The organism is Rathayibacter sp. AY2B7 (assembly GCF_002931635.1).
Taxonomy (GTDB): domain Bacteria; phylum Actinomycetota; class Actinomycetes; order Actinomycetales; family Microbacteriaceae; genus Rathayibacter.
Genome location: NZ_PSUC01000031.1, coordinates 12113 through 29121 on the forward strand (window position 1 = coordinate 12113; position 17009 = coordinate 29121).

Sequence of the window (17009 nt, forward strand, 5' to 3'; positions counted from 1 at the left end):
GGCTGGACTCCCCCGCCCAAGCCCGGCCTCGTGCCGCTGCGACCGCTCGGCTTCGGCACCCTGCTCGGCGCCCCGTTCCAGGTCCTCCGCCGCAGCCCCCGCACGACCCTGGGCGTCGCCCTGCTGGTGCAGGGCCTCGGGTCGGTGCTCGCTCTGGCGGTCTACGGCCTGATCGCGGTGCTCGCCGTCGGGCGCATCGCGCAGGCGGAGTCCGCCGACCGCGACGCCGTCGGCGCGGGCTCCCTCGCGGTCGTGGTCCTGGCCGCCCTCATCCCCCTCGCCGTCTCGCTCGCCAGCGGCGCCCTCGTGCAGGGCGTGGTCGTGCTCGAGGTCACCCGCGGCGTCCTCGGCGAGCGGGCGACCTTCCGACAGCTGCTCGCCCGGCTGCGGGGCCGCTTCTGGGCGCTGATCGGCTGGACGGTCCTGCAGGGCGTCGGCTACCTCCTCCTGGTGCTCCTCGCCGTGGCGCTCGCCGTGCCGCTGTTCGTCATCGGAGCGATGGACGGGACGTCGAGCGCGATCGTCGGCGGGATCCTGGTGCTCGTCGGCTCCGGCCTGGTCGCCCTCGCGCTGGGGGTCTGGCTGTCGACGAAGCTCGCCCTGGTTCCGAGCCTGATCGTCGTCGAGCGGCTGCCGCTGCGCCGTGCGGTGGCGCGCTCCTGGCGGCTGGTGGCGGGCGGCTTCTGGCGCACCTTCGGCGCGCTCGCGCTGATGACCGTGATCATCCAGGTCGCCGGCCAGATCGTGGCCACGCCGTTCAGCCTGCTCATCCCGATCGCCGGCGCCCTGATCGCCCCGACCGACCCGGACGCGCAGCTCGTCACCTCGCTCGTGGTGACGATCGCCTCCGTCGCCGTGGGCTTCGTGATCGGCGCCGTCGGCACCGTGCTCCAGTCGGCCGTGACGGGCCTGGTCTACCTCGACCGACGGATGCGCCGCGAGGGCTTCGACCTGGTGCTGATGCGCCACGTCGAGGAGCGCGCGGCGGGCCGCCCCTCCCCCGATCCCTTCCCCGTGCCGGAGCGCCCGTGATCCTCGCCGCGGCCCCTCTCGAGCCCGACGCGGAGCAGGCGCGCCGACTCCTCCTCGAGGAGCTCGCCGACCCGCGCTACCGGGCGGCCGAGCCGACCCTCTTCGACCGGGTGGTGCAGGCGGTGCGCGACTGGTTCGCCTCCCTCACGCTGCAGGGCGACGGCCCGCCGGTGCCGATCGCCGCCGTGATCGGCGTGCTCGTGCTGGTGGCGCTCGTGGTGGCCGCGCTCGTCATCGCCGGACGGCCCCGCGCCGGTCGCCGCAGCACCGTCACGGGAGCGGTGCTCGCCGACGACGACACCCGCTCGGCCGCGACCCTCCGCTCGCTCGCCGAGGCCGCGGCCGCCCGCGGGGATTGGGACGAGGCGCTCGTCGAGCGCTTCCGCGCCCTGGTGCGCTCCCTCGACGAGCGGACCGTCCTGCGGGTCTCGCCCGGCACGACCGCGCTCGGCCTGGCGTCGCGCGCCTCCGCGGCCTTCCCCTCCTCCGCCGCCGCGCTGCGCCGCACGGCCGACGACTTCGACCGCGTGCGCTACCTCGGGCAGCCCTGCGGCCCGGCCGAGTACGAGAGGGTCGCGGCTCTGGACCGCGAGCTCGCCGCGGCCTCGCCGGTCCTGGACGCCCTGGCGGCGCCCCGGTGAGCGCCGACACGGTCTCCAGCCCGACCCTCGGCGCACTGCTGCGCCGCGGACGGGTGTGGGCGCTCCTCCTCGTGATCGTCGCGGTCGGCACTCTGCTGCTCACCGTCGCGACCGGGACCCGGGTGGCCGCCCCGGACCTCGACGTCGACAGCGCGACCCCGGACGGCGCCCGCGCGCTCGCCCAGGTGCTGCGCGATCAGGGCGTCGAGGTCGTCCGCGCCGACGACCTGGACTCCGCTCTCGCCGCCTCCTCCCCCGACGCGACACTGCTCGTCGACGACCCGGACGTGGCCCTCGACGAGGCCCAGTACCGCCGGCTCGCCCGCGCCTCGGCCTCGCTCGTCCTGGTGACCCCGGGAGGAGCCGCGCTCGACGCCCTGCTGCCGGACGTCCGCTTCGCCGGCTCCCCGGCCGGCGACGGCCCCTTCCGCGCCGAGTGCCCGCTCCCGGCGGCCGAGCGCGCCGGGACGCTCCCCGCCGGAGGGAGCACGTACCGGATCCTCGACGACGGCGACGCCGTCGGCTGCTTCCCCTCGGGCGACGACGGCTTCCTGCTCGTGAGCACCGTGTTCCCGCAGGGCGCCGAGGTCACCGCGATCGGCGACGCCGACCTTCTCCGCAACGGCACCGTCGGCCAGGACGGCCGCGCCGCTCTCGCACTCGGACTGCTCGGCGGTGAGGACCGGCTGGTCTGGTACCGCGCCGGAGCCGCCGACTCGACGAGCACCACCCCTGCACCCGCCGACCTCGCGCCCGGCTGGGTGACCCCGGCTCTCCTGCTGCTGGTGGCCGTGTTCGTCGCCTCCGCCGTCTGGCGCGGCCGCCGGCTCGGCCCGCTCGCGGTCGAGCCGCTGCCGGTCGTCGTGCATGCGAGCGAGACGGCCCGCGGCCGCGCGCGGCTCTACGCGCGCGGAGCCCTGCGGCCCCGCGCCCTCGACGCACTGCGCATCGGCACCCTCCGGCGGACGGCCGCGCTCCTGGGACTCGCTCCGGCGACCGGGGTCGACGAGATCGTCGCCGTCGCCGCCGAGCGCCTCGGCCGCGATCAGGCCGCGCTGCGCCGTCTGCTCGTCGACGACCTGCCGGGCGACGACGCCGCCCTCGTCGCCGCCTCCGACGACCTCCTCCGCTTCGAGAGCGCGCTCCGCGCCGACCTCTCCCCGACGACCGCCCGACGACCGGAAGGCCCCTCCCGATGAGCGACACCACCCCCTCCGCCCGCGACGGAGCGCCGGTCTCCGACGACGACCTGCGCGCCGAGCTCGACCGGGTCCGCTCCGAGGTCGGCCGCGCGGTCGTCGGCCAGGACGGCGCCGTCTCCGGGCTCCTGATCGCCCTTCTCGCGGGCGGCCACGTCCTGCTCGAGGGCGTCCCCGGAGTCGCGAAGACGCTGCTCGTGCGCGCCCTGTCCGTCTCGCTCGGCCTCGACACCCGCCGGGTGCAGTTCACGCCGGACCTGATGCCCGGCGACATCACCGGCTCCCTCGTCTACGACGCCTCCACCTCCGGCTTCGCCTTCCGCGAGGGCCCGGTCTTCACGAACCTCCTGCTCGCGGACGAGATCAACCGCACGCCGCCGAAGACCCAGGCCGCGCTCCTCGAGGCGATGGAGGAGCGCCAGGTCAGCGTCGACGGGCGCACCCTGCCTCTGCCGGACCCGTTCCTCGTCGCCGCCACCCAGAACCCGGTGGAGTACGAGGGGACCTACGTGCTCCCGGAGGCCCAGCTGGACCGGTTCCTGCTCAAGCTCGTGCTCGACATCCCGCCGCGCGACGTCGAGGTGGAGGTGCTCTCGCGCCACGCCGCGGGCTTCGACCCGCGCGATCTCGACGCCGCGGGCGTGCGACCCGTGCTCGACGCCGCCCGTCTGCGCGCCGCCCAGGCCTCGGCCCGGCGCGTCGGAGCCGGCCCCGACGTCCTCGGCTACATCGTCGACCTCGCCCGCGCCACCCGCGAGAGCCCGAGCGTCAAGCTCGGCACCAGCCCCCGCGGCTCGACCGCCCTGCTCGCGGCGTCCCGCGCCTGGGCCTGGCTCAACGGCTACGGCTCGATCACCCCCGACCACGTGCAGGCGATGGTCCTGCCCGTGCTGCGCCACCGCATCCAGCTGGAGCCGGAGGCGGAGCTCGAGGGCGTCCGCACCGAGGCCGTCCTGGGCGGGATCCTGCAGCAGGTCCGCGTCCCGGTCTGAGCCGTGCACCTCACCGGACGCAGCGTCCTCGTCCTCCTCGTCGGCCTGGTGCCGGTCGTCCTCCTGGGCGGCCGCCCCGAGGTCGGCTTCGCCGTGCTCGGCCTCTGGCTCCTGGCCTGGGCGGTCCTCGTCGGGATCGACGTCGCGGTCGCGGGCTCGCCCCGGGCCGTCGTGCTCGAGCGGCGGGTGCCGGACCGGGTGCGGCTCGGCGAGCGGGCCGAGGCGACCCTCCTGGTCACGAGCACCGGCCGCAGGAGGATCACGGGGGTCCTCCGCGACGCCTGGGAGCCCTCGGCCGGCGCCCTCGAGACCCGGTCGTCCCTGCGTCTGCCGCCGGGCGAGCGCCGCGCGGTGACCACGGTCCTGGAGCCGCTCCGCCGCGGCGAGCGCCGGGCACTCCACGTCACCATCCGCTCCCGCGGGCCGCTCGGGCTGGCCGGCCGCCAGGCGACGCGGGCCGCGCCGGCCGTCGTCCGGGTGCTGCCCGCCTTCCGCTCCCGTCGCCACCTGCCCTCGCGCCTGGCGCGGCTGCGCGAGCTGGAGGGGCGGACCAGCGTGATGATCCGCGGGCAGGGAACGGAGTTCGACAGCCTGCGCGAGTACGTCCGCGGCGACGACGTCCGCTCGCTCGACTGGCGGGCGACCGCGCGGCGCCGGGAGCCGGTCGTCCGCACCTGGCGCCCGGAGCGCGACCGGCGCGTGATCGTCGTGCTCGACACGGGCCGCACGTCCGCCGCCCGGATCGAGGACGAGCCGCGCCTGGACACGGCGATCGAGGCGTCACTCCTCCTGGCGGCCCTCGCGGCCTCGGCCGGCGACCGGGTCGACGTGCTCGCGTTCGACCGCACCCGGCGAGCCCGCGTGCACGGCGCGACCGGCACGGAGGTGCTGACCCGCGTCGTGGACGCCCTCGCCCCCGTGCAGCCCCAGCTCATCGAGACCGACTGGGCGGCGGTCCCCGCGCAGGTGCGCACCCTGGCCTCCCAGCGCTCGCTGGTGGTCCTCCTCACCGCGCTCGACTCGGTCGGCTCGGCGGAGGGGCTCCTCGCGGTGCTCCCGCAGCTCACCCGCGTGCACACGGTCGTCGTCGCCTGCGCGCTCGACCCCGAGCTGCAGCGGATGGCGGAGGACCGGAGCGACCGGGCCGCGGTCTACTCCGCCGCCGCCGCGGAGCGCTCGCTCGCGGACGTCGACCGGCTCTCGGCCGCCGTCCGCCGTCTCGGCGGGGACGTCGTGCTCGGCAGCCCCTCCGCGCTCCCGCCGGCGCTCGCGGACCGCTACCTCGCGCTCAAGGCGGCCGGACGGCTCTGACCTGCGAGAGGGGCCGTCGTCGGTCCCGGGAGCGCTGATCGACGGCCCCGCTCCGACGGCTGCGCTCGTCCGGCGCGGCTCAGCCGGCCGCGATGCTCCGCGACCCGGCCTCGAACCGGTCGAGGTCCCCCGTCTCCCCCGCCCGCACCGCGCGCCCGCCGACGACGATCATGTAAAAGAGGAACGCGCCGAGGGCGAGCGCCCCGATCCCGATCTTGAGCCACCAGGGCCAGGGCGCCGGAGTGACGAACCCCTCGATCACGCCCGAGACGAGCAGCACGAAGACCAGGCCGATCGCCACCGTGAACAGGCTCCGCGCGTCCTCGGCGAGCGCCTGGCCGCGGGTGCGCGCGCCGGGAGCGATCCAGGCCCAGAAGATCCGCAGGCCCGCGGCCGCGGCGACGAACACGGCCGTCAGCTCGAGCTGTCCGTGCGGCGCGATGTAGAGGAAGAACGTGTCGCCCTCCCCCACGTGGAACATCACCGCGATCGACGTACCGAGGTTCTGCGCGTTCTGCAGCAGGATGTACGGCACGTAGACGCCGACGATCCCGAAGGCCACGCACTGCGCCGCGATCCACGCGTTGTTGGTCCAGACCTGCCCGGCGAACGAGGCGGCGGGGTTCTCGGAGTAGTAGTCGATGAAGTCGCCCCGGGCGAAGCGCCGCAGCTCCTCGTCGTCGCCCAGCGCGGCGAGCAGGCGCGGGTCGCCCAGGATCCAGAGCGCGTAGAGCGTCGCCACCACCGCGGTCGCGAGGGCGACGGCGAGCGTCAGCCAGCGCAGCCGGTGCAGAGCGGCCGGGAGCGAGAGGACGACGAAGCGGGAGACCGCGGCGAGCGGCTCGTCTCGCGTGCCGGTCAGGCGTCCCCGAGCCCGCGAGAGCGAGACGGCGAGCCGCGTGCCGACGGCCGTCGATCCGGCGGTGGAGGAGATCGTGGCGAGGTCCGCCGAGGCCGCCTGGTAGCGCTCGATCAGCTCGTCCGCCTCGGCTCCGGTCAGGCGGCGCCTGCGCGAGAGCTCGTCGAGGCGGGTCCACTGCGCAGCGCGGGCGGCCGAGAGAGCGTCGATGTCCATCTCCTGACAGGATAGTCAGGCACGCCGCCGAGGCCGAGCATCCGGGAGGAGCACCGTGGAGGAGCAGCGCACCGAGTTCGACGACGCCGACCTGATCACCGGCGAGGCGATCGCGCTCGAGGTGCCCGTCACCTCGTTCGTGCTCCGCGCGGTCGGCGCGATCATCGACCTGATCGCGGAGCTCCTGCTCGCGCTGGGCCTGTTCCTGCTGGTCTCCTCCCTCTCCGGGGACGGCGGCCTGGACCCCGCCGCCTCGGCCGCCGTGGCGATCGCGGCCCTCGTCATCGCCGTGGTGATCGTGCCGGTCACCGTCGAGACGGCCAGTCGCGGCCGCTCGCTCGGGAAGCTCACCGTCGGCGCTCGCGTCGTCCGCGACGACGGCGGTTCCATCGGCTTCCGGCACGCCCTCGTGCGCGGCCTCACCGGCGTCCTCGAGATCCTGATGACCTTCGGCGGGCTCGCCGCGGTCGTCGGCCTCCTCTCGCGCCGATCGCGCCGTCTCGGCGACGTCCTCGCCGGCACGCACAGCCAGCTCGAGCGCGTCCCCCGCGCGGAGCCGCTGGTCGTCGAGATCCCGGAGCCGCTGCGGGGCTGGGCCGTCACGGCGGACACCGCGCGCCTCCCCGACGCGCTGGCGCGCCGACTGGCGCAGTTCCTCCGTCAGCGCCACGGCATGACGGAGCCCTCGCGCTCGCAGCTCGCCGCCGCTCTGGCCGACGAGACCGCGGTCCACGTCTCCCCGCTGCCCGCCGCGTCCGCGGAGGACTTCCTCCTCGCCGTGGCCGCACTCCGCCGGGCGCGGGAGGAGCGCGCGCTTCTGCTGTCCGACCAGCGCCTCGAGCGGCTGGCCCCCGTGCTCTCGAGCACACCGCGCGGCTTCCCCGAGCGGTCCTGACGCGCGCGGCAGCGGCCTAGGCGGGTCCCGCGCCGTAGCGGACGGTCTCCCAGCCGCGCGGGACGAGGAGCCGCCGGTCGTGCTCGGCGCAGAGGTCGTAGCCGTGCGGATCCGGTGCAGGACTCAGCGGCCCGACCGCCACCAGCGAGTCGCGGTAGTCGTAGGTCAGCGTGACGACGGCCTGCGCGCGGCAGCCCGTCCGCGAGCAGTGCCGTCCGGTCATCGCCGCCCACAGTAGCAATAGGCTGGAGCCATGCCCCGTGCTCGTCGTTCCGCCGCTCGCCCGACGAGCGGGTCGCGCGGAGGCTCCCGCGACCGGCACGGCCGCGGCGCACGAGGGCCGATCACCGGTCCGCACCTCCCCCTGCTGCAGACCCGCTCCGACTTCTTCGAGGCGACGATCGGCTCGGCCTTCGACTACCTGCGCGGCACCTGGCCGGAGGAGCTCGCCGGCATCCGCGTCGACGTCGCGGCGACTCCCGATGTCGACCCCGACCGGCTGCAGGGCACGGGCATCGCGCGGTGGCGCGTCGACCACGCCGCGCGCCGCATCACGCTCTACCGCGTGCCGATCGAGCGCCTGGCGAAGCTGCACCGCCGCGACGAGTGGCACCAGCGCATGCTGATCGAGAGCTACGTGTTCCGCGCCGTCGCGGAGCTGCTCGGCCGCGACCCGTGGGACATCTCCCCGGACCGCTACCGGCACCCCTGAGGCGCCGGCAGCTCTGAGGCGCCGGCAGCGCCGAGGCGCCGCCGCCCCGCGTCTCAGTGCGAGTAGACCGTGATCGGCGAGGAGAGCGGTCCCGGCGGGACGATCGTGTACGAGGCGATCCGCCCGTCGCGCGCGATCGAGACCGAGGCCTGCACCGGCTGGGTGCTGCTGACGACCGCGCCGTCGCCGTCCAGCGGGGTCGCGAGAGCCGCGAACGGGCCGAGCTCGAGCGTGCGGGTGCCGCCCGGGGCCTCGATCTCGACCGAGGCGGTCGAGTCGCTGCCGTTGACCAGGTGCAGTCGCGCGTCGCCCTCGCGCGTGCCGGCGACGCCGAAGGGCGTCGTGGTCGCGGTGCCGGAGGCGAACCAGGCGAAGTCCGTGCCGGCCGAGCCGGTCGAGGTCGTCCGCCCCGCCGCGACGATCGGCTGATCGGCCCGCAGGACGATGCGGTAGGAGCCGTCCGCCAGGCCCGTGAGCGGGACCTCGCCGACGAGGCCGGCGGGGACGACGACCTGGGTGGAGGCGCCCGACCCGCTCGGGTCCTCGTTGGTGACCTCGACCGAGACCGTGCTGTCGGCGTCGCCGGGGGTGAGGATGCGCAGCACGGGGCTGCCCGCGCCGCCGCTGCCGTCGTCGCTCGCGGTCTCGGCCGGAGGCGACGTGACGGTGAAGCCGGCGATCACGGCGAGCGTGTCCGGGCCGGCGGAGGGGCCGGTGGTCTCGACGCCCTCCGGGGTGAGCCCGGAGATGGCGCTGCTCTGCATGCTCGCGGCGACCTCGCCGCCACGGGCGGTCACGTGCACGACGGGCTGGACGACCCCGGGGGCGAGCCCCGCGAGCGGGAGCGCGCGGACCGCTCCGGCCGGAACGACGATGCCCGTGGCGCCGGTGGCCTGGACGGTGCCGGTCTCGGAGAAGAGCGTGAGGTCGACGGTGGAGGCGACCTCGCTCGGGTTCGCCAGGATCAGCACGGAGGTGCGCCCGACGTCGGTCGAGCCGGCCACGAGCCAGCTGTCGGCCGAGGGCTCGGCGCAGGCGCGGGCGGACAGTCCGGAAAGGGTGTCCGTGCCGATGGCCTGGACGGTGGCTCCACCGGGAGCGGGGTCGGAGCCCGCGGGCACGCTCAGACCGGTGATGCCGGTGCCCGGTGCGGCGACATCGTCCTCGTCGAGGACAGTGGGGTCCGAGGTGGAGCCCTCGGGCCGGACCGCGGTCGCCGCGCCGTCGAGGGCGCGCAGCTGCTCCGGCTCTCCGGCGTCGATCAGATCGCCGCCGCAGACCAGCGAGCTGTCGGCCGCGACGGGCGTCACGACGACGCCCTCCGCGGCGCTCGAGACCAGGGGGGACGGGAGGAGCTGGGGCACGACCACGGCGGCCGCGGCGATCACGACTCCGGCCGCGCCCACCGCACCGCGCAGGGCCGTCCGGCGCCGACGGGCGGCCGAGGGTGCGCGATCGGGCGTCGAGGCCGCGACGCGATCGGCGCGGCGCTCCGCGCGGGAGCGGCGGGCGGAGGACTCGGGCATCTGCTTCTCCTGGTCGGCGGGGTCAGACATCGTCGTTCCCGTCGTCGAACTGGCCGGTGGCCTCGCCCGGCTCGTCGTCGATCCCGGCGACCGCGCCGCTGGAGCGGCCCCGCTCGAGGGAGAGCCCGGTGGGCACCGCCAGCAGGAGGGCGACGACGAAGACGAGGAGGAGGGCGATCGTGTAGGCGATCCCGAAGGGTCCGACCACGCCGGACGGAGCGGCCTCGGTGCGGGTCCCCTCCGTGTCGACGGCCGTCCAGAGGAGCCCGTAGCGGGTGTCGCCGACGGCCGAGAACGCCGCGTTGCCGTCGAGGGAGACGGCCGCCCGCGCGCGCACGGCGGCGGCCGCGTCGCCGACCTGGGTGCCGGCCGGCTCGGTCAGCACGACGAAGCGCACGCCGAGGCTCTCGAGCGCGGAGGGGACGTCGTAGCCCGTCCGCGAGACGAGGTTGCCCGCCAGCTCGTCGATCGCGTCCGTGCTCTCGGCGCCGGTGTTCGCGAGGGTCGACTGCTGGTCGAGGGTCGCGCCCGCTCCGCGCTCCAGTCGGGCGAGGACGCCGCCGTCCGCCTGCGGGACGAGCACGATCGTGCCCACCCGCGGGTCGTTCCGGGCCTCGGCCGCCACGTAGGCGGGGAGCGAGCGGTCCGACGTGGTCGACACGGACGTGCCGGCGCCGGTCGGGAAGGCCACCGCGAGCGGACCGACCAGTGCTGCCGCCGCGGCCGTGACGACGAGCGCCGGCACCACGCGCACCGAGCGCACGGCGGCGAGCGAGAGCGACGCGCCGATCACCAGGCCGAGCCAGTAGAGGCTGAGACCGGTGCCGCTCCAGACGGAGACCGCCTCGGAGCCGGTGGTCGCGACCTGCACGCCCTGGGCGAGCGAGGCGGTCACGAGACCCGCCGCCGCGACGCCGACGCCGCCGAGGGCCGAGAGGTTGTTCGGGAGGAGGAGGGCGGCCAGCGCCGCGACGATCAGCGGCACGACGAGCACGGCCGTGACCAGCGGGGCGGCGGAGGTGCCGATCCCCAGACCGCCGAGGAACGCGAGCCATCCGTCGGGCAGACCGGCCGGGAAGCCGGCGAGCAGCGCGACGAGGTCCGACTGCGCGGAGGGCAGCGGGACGCCCGGATCCGCGAGGACGCCGAGCCAGTCGCCCCGCGGTGCGCGGGCGACCACCAGCGGGAAGAGGAGGACGGCCGCGGGGATCGGCAGGCCGAGGAAGCGGCCGATCCGCCGCCCCGAGGTGGCGACGACGACGAGCCAGATCACCAGGAGCGGCACGGCCAGCACCGGCGCGCACGCGACGACGGCCGCAGCCAGGATCGAGGCGCTCGCGGAGGCGGACCAGGAGCGGTACGCGCCGAACCCGGCGAAGAAGAGCCAGGGAAGCAGCACGTGCACCAGCAGCGGGGCGGGGCGCCCGTCGGCCTGCGCGGCGAAGAAGGCGGGAGCGAGGATGTAGACGAGGGCTCCGGCGGCGCGGGCGGTCGCGCGCGGGGTGAGCCGCGCGATCATCAGCCAGGCGCCGAGGGCGGCAGCGGGGAGCGCGACGAGATAGAGCAGCACCATCGAGTAGCTGGGCGACCAGAAGGTCAGCGAGCCGAGCACGGCGAGGACGGCGGCGAACGGATCCGCCGCGCCGATGAACCCCGAGCCGAGGTCGCGCCAGCCGTAGGCCGCGTTGCGCCACAGCTCGCCGACGGTCGGCGAGAGCGTCAGCAGACCACCGCCGCTGAGCGCGGGAGCAGCGAGGAGCGGCGTGTAGACCACCAGGCCGGCGAGCGCGGCGACGAGGACGACCCACACTCCCCCGCCCTGGAAGAAGTGCAGCGGATGGCGATCCCGCCCGGCCTGCACGCGCACCGCGTCGTGGCGCACCGAGCGCAGCTGCCGCACCACGTCCAGCGGGATGCGGAGCGGCGCGATCGCCTTCCAGCCCACGTTCTTCGACGAGCGGAGAACGGTGCGGGCCCGCAGCACCTTCGTCCCCCCGAAGGCGACGACGAGGGCCGCCAGCAGCTCCCCTCCGACCAGCCCGGGCTGCTTGCGCAGCAGGCGCACGACCGCGCGACCGATCGCCAGCGGGACGAGCGAGAGCCAGTGCAGGAGGAGGAGCGCGACGGGCGCGTAGGCGAGCCGGCGGTGCAGCTGCGCGGTGCGGTGCTGACGCGCCCGGCGCCGTTCGCCGCTGTCGATGCGGCGGCCGTCGGGGCGCTGCAGCCCGATGCGGGCGGTGGTGACGCGGGCGTCCGGCACGCGGCTGACCCGGTGCCCGGCGAGCCGGGTGCGGATCGAGAAGTCGAGCGCGTCGTCGACGACCGGCAAGCCGGGGTCGAAGCCGCCGAGCTCCTCCCAGAGGGAGTGGCGCACGAGCATGCCGCCGGCGGCGACGGCCAGGACGTCGGGCGTGGAGTCGTGCTGGCCCTGGTCGAGCTCGTCCTCGACGAGGTGGACGGTCGTGCCGTGCTTGGTGATCGACTCGCCGTAGCTGCGGATGTAGCCGGAGCGCGTCCAGTCCATGATCTTGGGACCGGCGACGGCGACGGAGGGGGCGACCTCGACGGCTCCCAGCAGCGCCGCGAGGGCGCCGGGCTCGGGGGCGGAGTCCTGCGCGAGCAGCCACAGCCACTCGTCCTCTCCGGCCGGCGGCTGCATCACGCGGACAGCGCGGGCCACGGCCTGGCCGAAGGGGAGGTGCTCGGCGACCTGCACGAGCTGCGTCGGACCCCAGGACGCGAGGAGCTCGTCGGTCGTGTCCTTCGAGCCTCCGTCGACGAACACCGTCGCGTCGGGCTGACGGGTCTGCGCCCGCAGGGCCGCGAGGGTTCGTTCCAGATAGGCCGCGCCGTTGCGCGCGACGAGGACGGCGGTGACTCGTGGATACATCGCGGACCACCCTAAGCGATGCCGCCGCGCCGCCCGCCTGCGGCTCGCCGCCCCGTCGGTCGGGTCGCGGCGAGGAGGGGACTAGGCCCGGCGGCGCAGCTTCCGGCGCTCGCGCTCGGAGAGGCCGCCCCAGATGCCGAAGCGCTCGTCGTTCTCGAGCGCGTACTCGAGGCACTGGGCCCGGACCTCGCACGAGGTGCAGATCTTCTTGGCGTCGCGGGTCGAGCCGCCCTTCTCGGGGAAGAAGGCCTCGGGATCAGTCTGCGCGCACAGCGAGTCGACCTGCCAGGAGAGCGCGCCCCCCGGCGCCTCGGTCGCGGTGTCGACCCCGGGTCGGACCCCGGGCACGCCCAGACGGACCGGATCGACGAACCAGTCCTCGGGGACTCCGGAGTGCTGTTCCGGAAGCGTCATGCCGTCTCCTACCCCGCCTGCGAACCGATGATCGGCGGCCACTCCTCCCGGAGCCGCTGCCTAGGTAATTACAGCGGTGTCATTCGCTCAGGTCAAGTCGCGGACCATAAACCCTCAACCCGCCGTGGAGGGTTCACGACACACCGGCGTGTCGCGAACGTGAGATCCGATCAGGCGGTCGCGGCGCTCCGTGCGCGCCAGGCGCTCTCCACCATCTCGGCGACCGTGTGCCGCATCTCCCAGCCCAGGTCGCGGGCCGCTGTCGCGCCGGAGGCGACGATGCGGGGCGGATCGCCCGGCCGCCGTGGGGCGACCTCGGGCGTGAAGGCGATGCCGGTGCTGTCGGCGATCGCGCGCATGATCTCGCCGACGGAGGCCCCGGATCCGCTGCCCAGGTTGTAGACCGGGTCGATCGGCTCGCCGGCGGCCAGGCGGCGCGCCGCGGCGACGTGCGCGAGCGCCAGGTCGGCGACGTGGATGTAGTCGCGGACGCAGGTGCCGTCCGGCGTCGGGTAGTCGTCGCCGTTGATCCGGGGCGTGCGGCCGTCCAGCAGCGCCTCGAAGACGAGGGGGAAGAGGTTGTGGGGGCTGGTGTCGTAGACGTCCGGGTAGCCGGACCCGACGACGTTGAAGTAGCGCAGGGAGGCGTGCCGGACGCCGTGCGCCCGCCCCGCGTCCGCGAGCAGCCACTCGCCGATCAGCTTCGACTCGCCGTAGGGCGATTCCGGGCTCTTAGGGGTGTCCTCGGTGACGATCTCGACGTCGACTGCGCCGTAGACGGCAGCGCTCGAGGAGAAGACGATCGAGGAGACCCCGGCGCGCTCCATCGCCGCCAGCACGCGCATGGTGCCGGTGACGTTCTGCTCGTAGGTGTGCAGGGGGCGCTGCACCGAGACTCCGGCGTACTTGAACCCGGCGACGTGGACGACGCCCTCGATGTCGTGCTCGGCGAGCACGCGGTCGAGCAGGGCCTCGTCGAGGATCGAGCCCTGGTGGAACGGGACGCCCTCGGGCACGAACGACGCGTGCCCCGAGGAGAGGTCGTCGAGGACGACGGGGTCGATGCCCTGCTCCGAGAACGCGCGCACCACGTGCGCTCCGATGTACCCGGCTCCCCCGGTGACCAGCCATGCCATGTGGATCCTCCTCGGTCCGGGCCCGCGACTCCGCGCACCGGAAGACACCCTAGCGGCGGGGATCGGCGGCGCGGATCGGCCGGATGACGCCGGGTGGCGATATCCTGCCGCCGTGCTCCGCTCCGTCGCCCTCCTCGCCCTGCCCGGCCTCGCGCCGTTCGAGTTCGGGGTCGTCTGCGAGGTGTTCGGGATCGACCGCGGCGCCGACGGAGGTCCCGCCCTCGACTTCCGGATCGCCACTCCCTCTCCGGGCCCCGTCCGGACGAGCCTCGGATTCGACCTGCTGATCGCCGATGGTCTCGACGCGGCCCGAGACGCGGACCTGATCGCCGTCCCCGCCCACGGCCGCGGGCCCGCCGACGAGCGGGTGCTCGACCTCCTCCGCGAGGCTCACGAGCGCGGCGCGTGGATCCTCAGCGTCTGCAGCGGGGCCTTCACCCTGGCGCAGGCGGGTCTGCTCGACGGCCGGCGCGCGACCACCCACTGGATGCACGCCGCGGAGCTCGCCCGGCGCTTCCCCTCCGTCACGGTGGACCCCGAGGTGCTCTACGTGCAGGAGGGGCGCATCGTGACGAGCGCGGGCACCGCGGCCGGCATCGACGCGGCGCTGCACGTGGTGCGCGAGGAGCTGGGCGCGACGGCGGCGAGCGTCGTCGCCCGGCGGATGGTCGTGCCCCCGCAGCGCCACGGCGGGCAGGCGCAGTACCTGCGGACCCCTGTTCCCGAGGCGCGCGCGGACTCGCTGGCCGAGGTCACCGAGTGGATGCTGGAGCACCTCGACGAGGACCTCTCGATCGAGGCGCTGGCCCGTCGCGCCCTGATGGCCCCCCGCACCTTCGCGCGCCGCTTCCGGGCCGACCTCGGCACGACTCCGCTCGCCTGGCTCACCCGCCAGCGCCTCCTCCGGGCGCAGGTGCTCCTGGAGGAGACGGAGCTGACCCTCGAGGCGGTCGCCGCGCGGGTCGGCTTCGGCACGGCCGCGGTGATGCGCCACCACTTCACGCGCGTCCTGCGGACCACGCCGGCGGCCTACCGCCGCACATTCGCCGCCTGAGCGGCCGGCACCGGGATCGCTGGAGGGATCAGACCGTCGCGACGAAGAGCCTGCCCCGTCCGGTGACGGCGAGAGCGCCCTCCGACGGGGTCACGAACACGCTGCCGCCGCGCTCGACGCGGACCGAGCCCTCGGCGCCCTCGAGCGAGAACGAGCCCTCGGTCGCGATCGCGATGGCGGGTCCGTGCAGGGCGACGCGGGCCGGCGTCTCCGACTCCGGCTCCACGACGGCGAGCACGAAGTCGGGGACGTCCGGACGGTAGACGCGCACGCCCGGCCCGGCCTGCTCGGCCGGGAGGTAGGGCACGGGCAGCGGCGAGAACTCGAGCACGCTCACCAGCTCGGGCACGTCGATGTGCTTGGGCGTGAGGCCCCCGCGCAGCACGTTGTCGGAGGCGGCCATCAGCTCCACGCCCGTGCCCGCGAGGTAGGCGTGGATGTTGCCGGCGGGCAGGTAGAGCACCTCGCCGCGGGCGAGGCGGACGCGGTTGAGCAGGAGCGAGAGCACGATGCCGGGGTCGCCCGGGTAGCTCTCGGCCAGGTCCCGGACCGTGGTCGTCTCGAGGCGGTCGTCGCCCGCGGACGCCGCGACGATCGCGGACACCAGCGCGGCGACCTCGGCGCGGTCGCCGTCGGCGAGCAGCCACGACACGGCGCCGCGGAGGACCTCCGAGGGCTCGCCCTCGAGCGTCCGAGCGAACCGCGCGATCGCGGCCGCCTCCTCCGCCGGGGCGCGCCCGGCCAGCTCGGCGAGCAGCGCCCGGGCGTCCGCCGGCTCACGGAAGCCGCAGAGCGCGTCGAAGGTCTCGCTGAGCGCGTAGATCAGCTCGGGCTTGTGGAACGGGTCCTTGTAGTTGCGATCGGCGGCGTCGCGGGGGATGCCGGCCTCCTCCTCCTCGACGAACCGGCGCCGGGCCCGCGCGGACGAGGGGTGGGCCTGGAGCGACAACGGCCCGCCCGCCGCGAGGATCTTGAGCAGGAACGGCAGACGGGGAGCGCCCGAGACCGGATCGACCGACCCCTCCACTCCGGCGAGCGCCGCCTCGGGGTGATCGGCGATCCACTCGGCGAGCGTGCCGGCGCCGACCGAGGCGGGGTCGAGGACGCGCGCGGGCGAGCCCGGGTGCGCGCCGAGCCAGAGCTCGGCCTCGGGGGCGCCGGAGGGCGCGGTGCCGAGGGCCTCCGAGATGCCGGTGAGCGAGCCCCAGGCGTAGTCGCGGGGGGTGTTGCCGATCGGGATGAACACGGGAGCGCTGGCCTTCCGTCCGAGGGGTGGGTCCGAGCCGCTCAGCCGGACGCGCCGGGGCCGCTCCGCTGCGACGCTAGCAGGATCCACAACGCGGGCCCGGGAGGAGGGCCCGCCTGTTGGTGCTCTCCGCCAGCGGACGCGGCACTCGCAGGCGCGCTTCGTACGCTGGGAGTCGCAGCACTGTCGCCGTCGGAGCGGTCGCCGTGCCGCATCCGACGAGCGAGGGAGCACAGAGCATGGACAGCACGACCTTCGAGACCCTGGGGGCCGACTTCTACGGGTTCGAGGCGGCGCTCACGCCCGCCGAGAAGGAGCTGCTGGTCGGCGTCCGCTCGTTCCTCGAGGAGCAGGTGCGGCCGATCGCCGACGAGTACTGGGAGCGCGCGGAGTTCCCGCGGCAGCTGATCCCCGGGATCCACGCCACCGGCGTCATCGGCCTCTCCTGGCCCGAGACCCGCGCGATCGAGAACTCCGCCGTGTTCCGCGGCTGGGTGGCGCTCGAGCTGGGCCGGGTGGACGCGGGCATCGCGACCTACGTCGGCGTGCAGAACGGCCTGGTGATGGGCACGGTCGGCGTCGCCGGCTCCGAGGAGCAGCGCGCCGAGTGGCTGCCGAAGCTCGCCTCGGGCGAGGTCGTCGGCGCCTTCGGCCTCACCGAGCCGCACTCCGGCTCAGACTCCGCCCAGGGCCTGCGCACCACCGCCCGCCGGGACGGCGACGACTGGATCCTCGACGGCGAGAAGCGCTGGATCGGCAATGCGACCTTCAGCGACGTGACCGTAATCTGGGCGAAGGACGCGGAGGACGGCCAGGTGAAGGGCTTCCTCGTCCCCACCTCGACGCCGGGCTACCGCGCCACCGCCATCGCGCGCAAGCAGAGCCT

The 17009-nt window shown here is 75.3% G+C and carries 16 protein-coding genes; 9 read left to right on the forward strand and 7 right to left on the reverse strand.

Annotated elements, in window-relative coordinates; genetic code table 11:
* Positions 1 to 30 precede the first annotated feature (30 nt).
* From C5C27_RS07505 to C5C27_RS07525, 5 genes are read left to right on the forward strand one after another with little or no spacing between them, the layout of a single operon-like run.
* Positions 31 to 1032: a hypothetical protein gene (locus tag C5C27_RS07505; protein ID WP_104232799.1), complete on the forward strand. Its 1002-nt coding sequence runs from the start codon at positions 31 to 33 to the stop codon at positions 1030 to 1032.
* Positions 1029 to 1673, forward strand: a complete 645-nt coding sequence (locus C5C27_RS07510) for a DUF4129 domain-containing protein (protein ID WP_104255252.1) — start codon at positions 1029 to 1031, stop codon at positions 1671 to 1673. The genes C5C27_RS07505 and C5C27_RS07510 overlap by 4 nt, the downstream gene beginning before the upstream one ends.
* A complete protein-coding gene (locus C5C27_RS07515; RefSeq protein WP_181133472.1) occupies positions 1670 to 2872 on the forward strand; it encodes a DUF4350 domain-containing protein in 1203 nt (400 codons plus the stop codon). Before C5C27_RS07510 ends, C5C27_RS07515 begins: the two co-directional genes overlap by 4 nt.
* Complete coding sequence (locus tag C5C27_RS07520; protein ID WP_104224137.1) at positions 2869 to 3864, forward strand: MoxR family ATPase; 996 nt, start codon at positions 2869 to 2871, stop codon at positions 3862 to 3864. The genes C5C27_RS07515 and C5C27_RS07520 overlap by 4 nt, the downstream gene beginning before the upstream one ends.
* 3 nt (positions 3865 to 3867) lie before the next feature.
* The gene (locus C5C27_RS07525; protein WP_104314028.1) at positions 3868 to 5175 is read left to right on the forward strand and encodes a DUF58 domain-containing protein; all 1308 of its coding nucleotides are present in this window, start codon (positions 3868 to 3870) and stop codon (positions 5173 to 5175) included.
* 79 nt (positions 5176 to 5254) lie between these two features.
* Here C5C27_RS07525 and C5C27_RS07530 read toward each other — a convergent pair whose 3' ends face one another.
* A complete protein-coding gene (locus C5C27_RS07530) occupies positions 5255 to 6250 on the reverse strand; it encodes a stage II sporulation protein M (protein ID WP_104232803.1) in 996 nt (331 codons plus the stop codon).
* A 55-nt stretch (positions 6251 to 6305) separates the two neighbouring features.
* On the opposite strand from C5C27_RS07530, the gene C5C27_RS07535 reads away from it, so the two are divergent.
* Complete coding sequence (locus C5C27_RS07535) at positions 6306 to 7145, forward strand: RDD family protein (protein WP_258066547.1); 840 nt, start codon at positions 6306 to 6308, stop codon at positions 7143 to 7145.
* A gap of 16 nt (positions 7146 to 7161) precedes the next feature.
* Here C5C27_RS07535 and C5C27_RS07540 read toward each other — a convergent pair whose 3' ends face one another.
* Complete coding sequence (locus C5C27_RS07540) at positions 7162 to 7368, reverse strand: DUF3499 family protein (RefSeq protein ID WP_104224141.1); 207 nt, start codon at positions 7366 to 7368, stop codon at positions 7162 to 7164.
* Positions 7369 to 7398: 30 nt separating this feature from the next.
* On the opposite strand from C5C27_RS07540, the gene C5C27_RS07545 reads away from it, so the two are divergent.
* Positions 7399 to 7857 (forward strand): metallopeptidase family protein, encoded by a 459-nt coding sequence (locus tag C5C27_RS07545; protein ID WP_104224142.1) that lies wholly within the window; start codon positions 7399 to 7401, stop codon positions 7855 to 7857.
* A gap of 53 nt (positions 7858 to 7910) precedes the next feature.
* On the opposite strand, the gene C5C27_RS07550 is transcribed toward C5C27_RS07545, so the two are convergent.
* The 4 genes from C5C27_RS07550 to galE form a co-directional block, all read right to left on the reverse strand.
* Entirely contained in the window at positions 7911 to 9413 is a 1503-nt protein-coding gene (locus tag C5C27_RS07550; RefSeq protein WP_146079624.1) for a DUF5719 family protein, read from the reverse strand.
* Complete coding sequence (locus C5C27_RS07555; RefSeq protein WP_104314030.1) at positions 9406 to 12273, reverse strand: glycosyltransferase family 2 protein; 2868 nt, start codon at positions 12271 to 12273, stop codon at positions 9406 to 9408. The genes C5C27_RS07550 and C5C27_RS07555 overlap by 8 nt, the downstream gene beginning before the upstream one ends.
* 81 nt (positions 12274 to 12354) lie before the next feature.
* A complete protein-coding gene (locus C5C27_RS07560) occupies positions 12355 to 12687 on the reverse strand; it encodes a WhiB family transcriptional regulator (RefSeq protein WP_104314031.1) in 333 nt (110 codons plus the stop codon).
* Positions 12688 to 12857: 170 nt separating this feature from the next.
* Positions 12858 to 13823, reverse strand: a complete 966-nt coding sequence (gene galE, locus C5C27_RS07565) for a UDP-glucose 4-epimerase GalE (protein ID WP_104232806.1) — start codon at positions 13821 to 13823, stop codon at positions 12858 to 12860.
* Between the two features lie 112 nt (positions 13824 to 13935).
* Between galE and C5C27_RS07570 the strand changes: the two genes are divergently transcribed.
* Positions 13936 to 14877 (forward strand): GlxA family transcriptional regulator, encoded by a 942-nt coding sequence (locus C5C27_RS07570; protein ID WP_104314032.1) that lies wholly within the window; start codon positions 13936 to 13938, stop codon positions 14875 to 14877.
* Positions 14878 to 14905: 28 nt separating this feature from the next.
* On the opposite strand, the gene manA is transcribed toward C5C27_RS07570, so the two are convergent.
* On the reverse strand, positions 14906 to 16123 hold the full coding sequence (gene manA, locus C5C27_RS07575; RefSeq protein WP_104314033.1) for a mannose-6-phosphate isomerase, class I: 1218 nt from the start codon (positions 16121 to 16123) through the stop codon (positions 14906 to 14908).
* 239 nt (positions 16124 to 16362) lie between these two features.
* Here manA and C5C27_RS07580 point away from each other — a divergent pair.
* Positions 16363 to 17009 (forward strand): acyl-CoA dehydrogenase family protein (locus C5C27_RS07580; protein WP_181133473.1); only part of this gene is annotated, 647 nt, incomplete at its 3' end.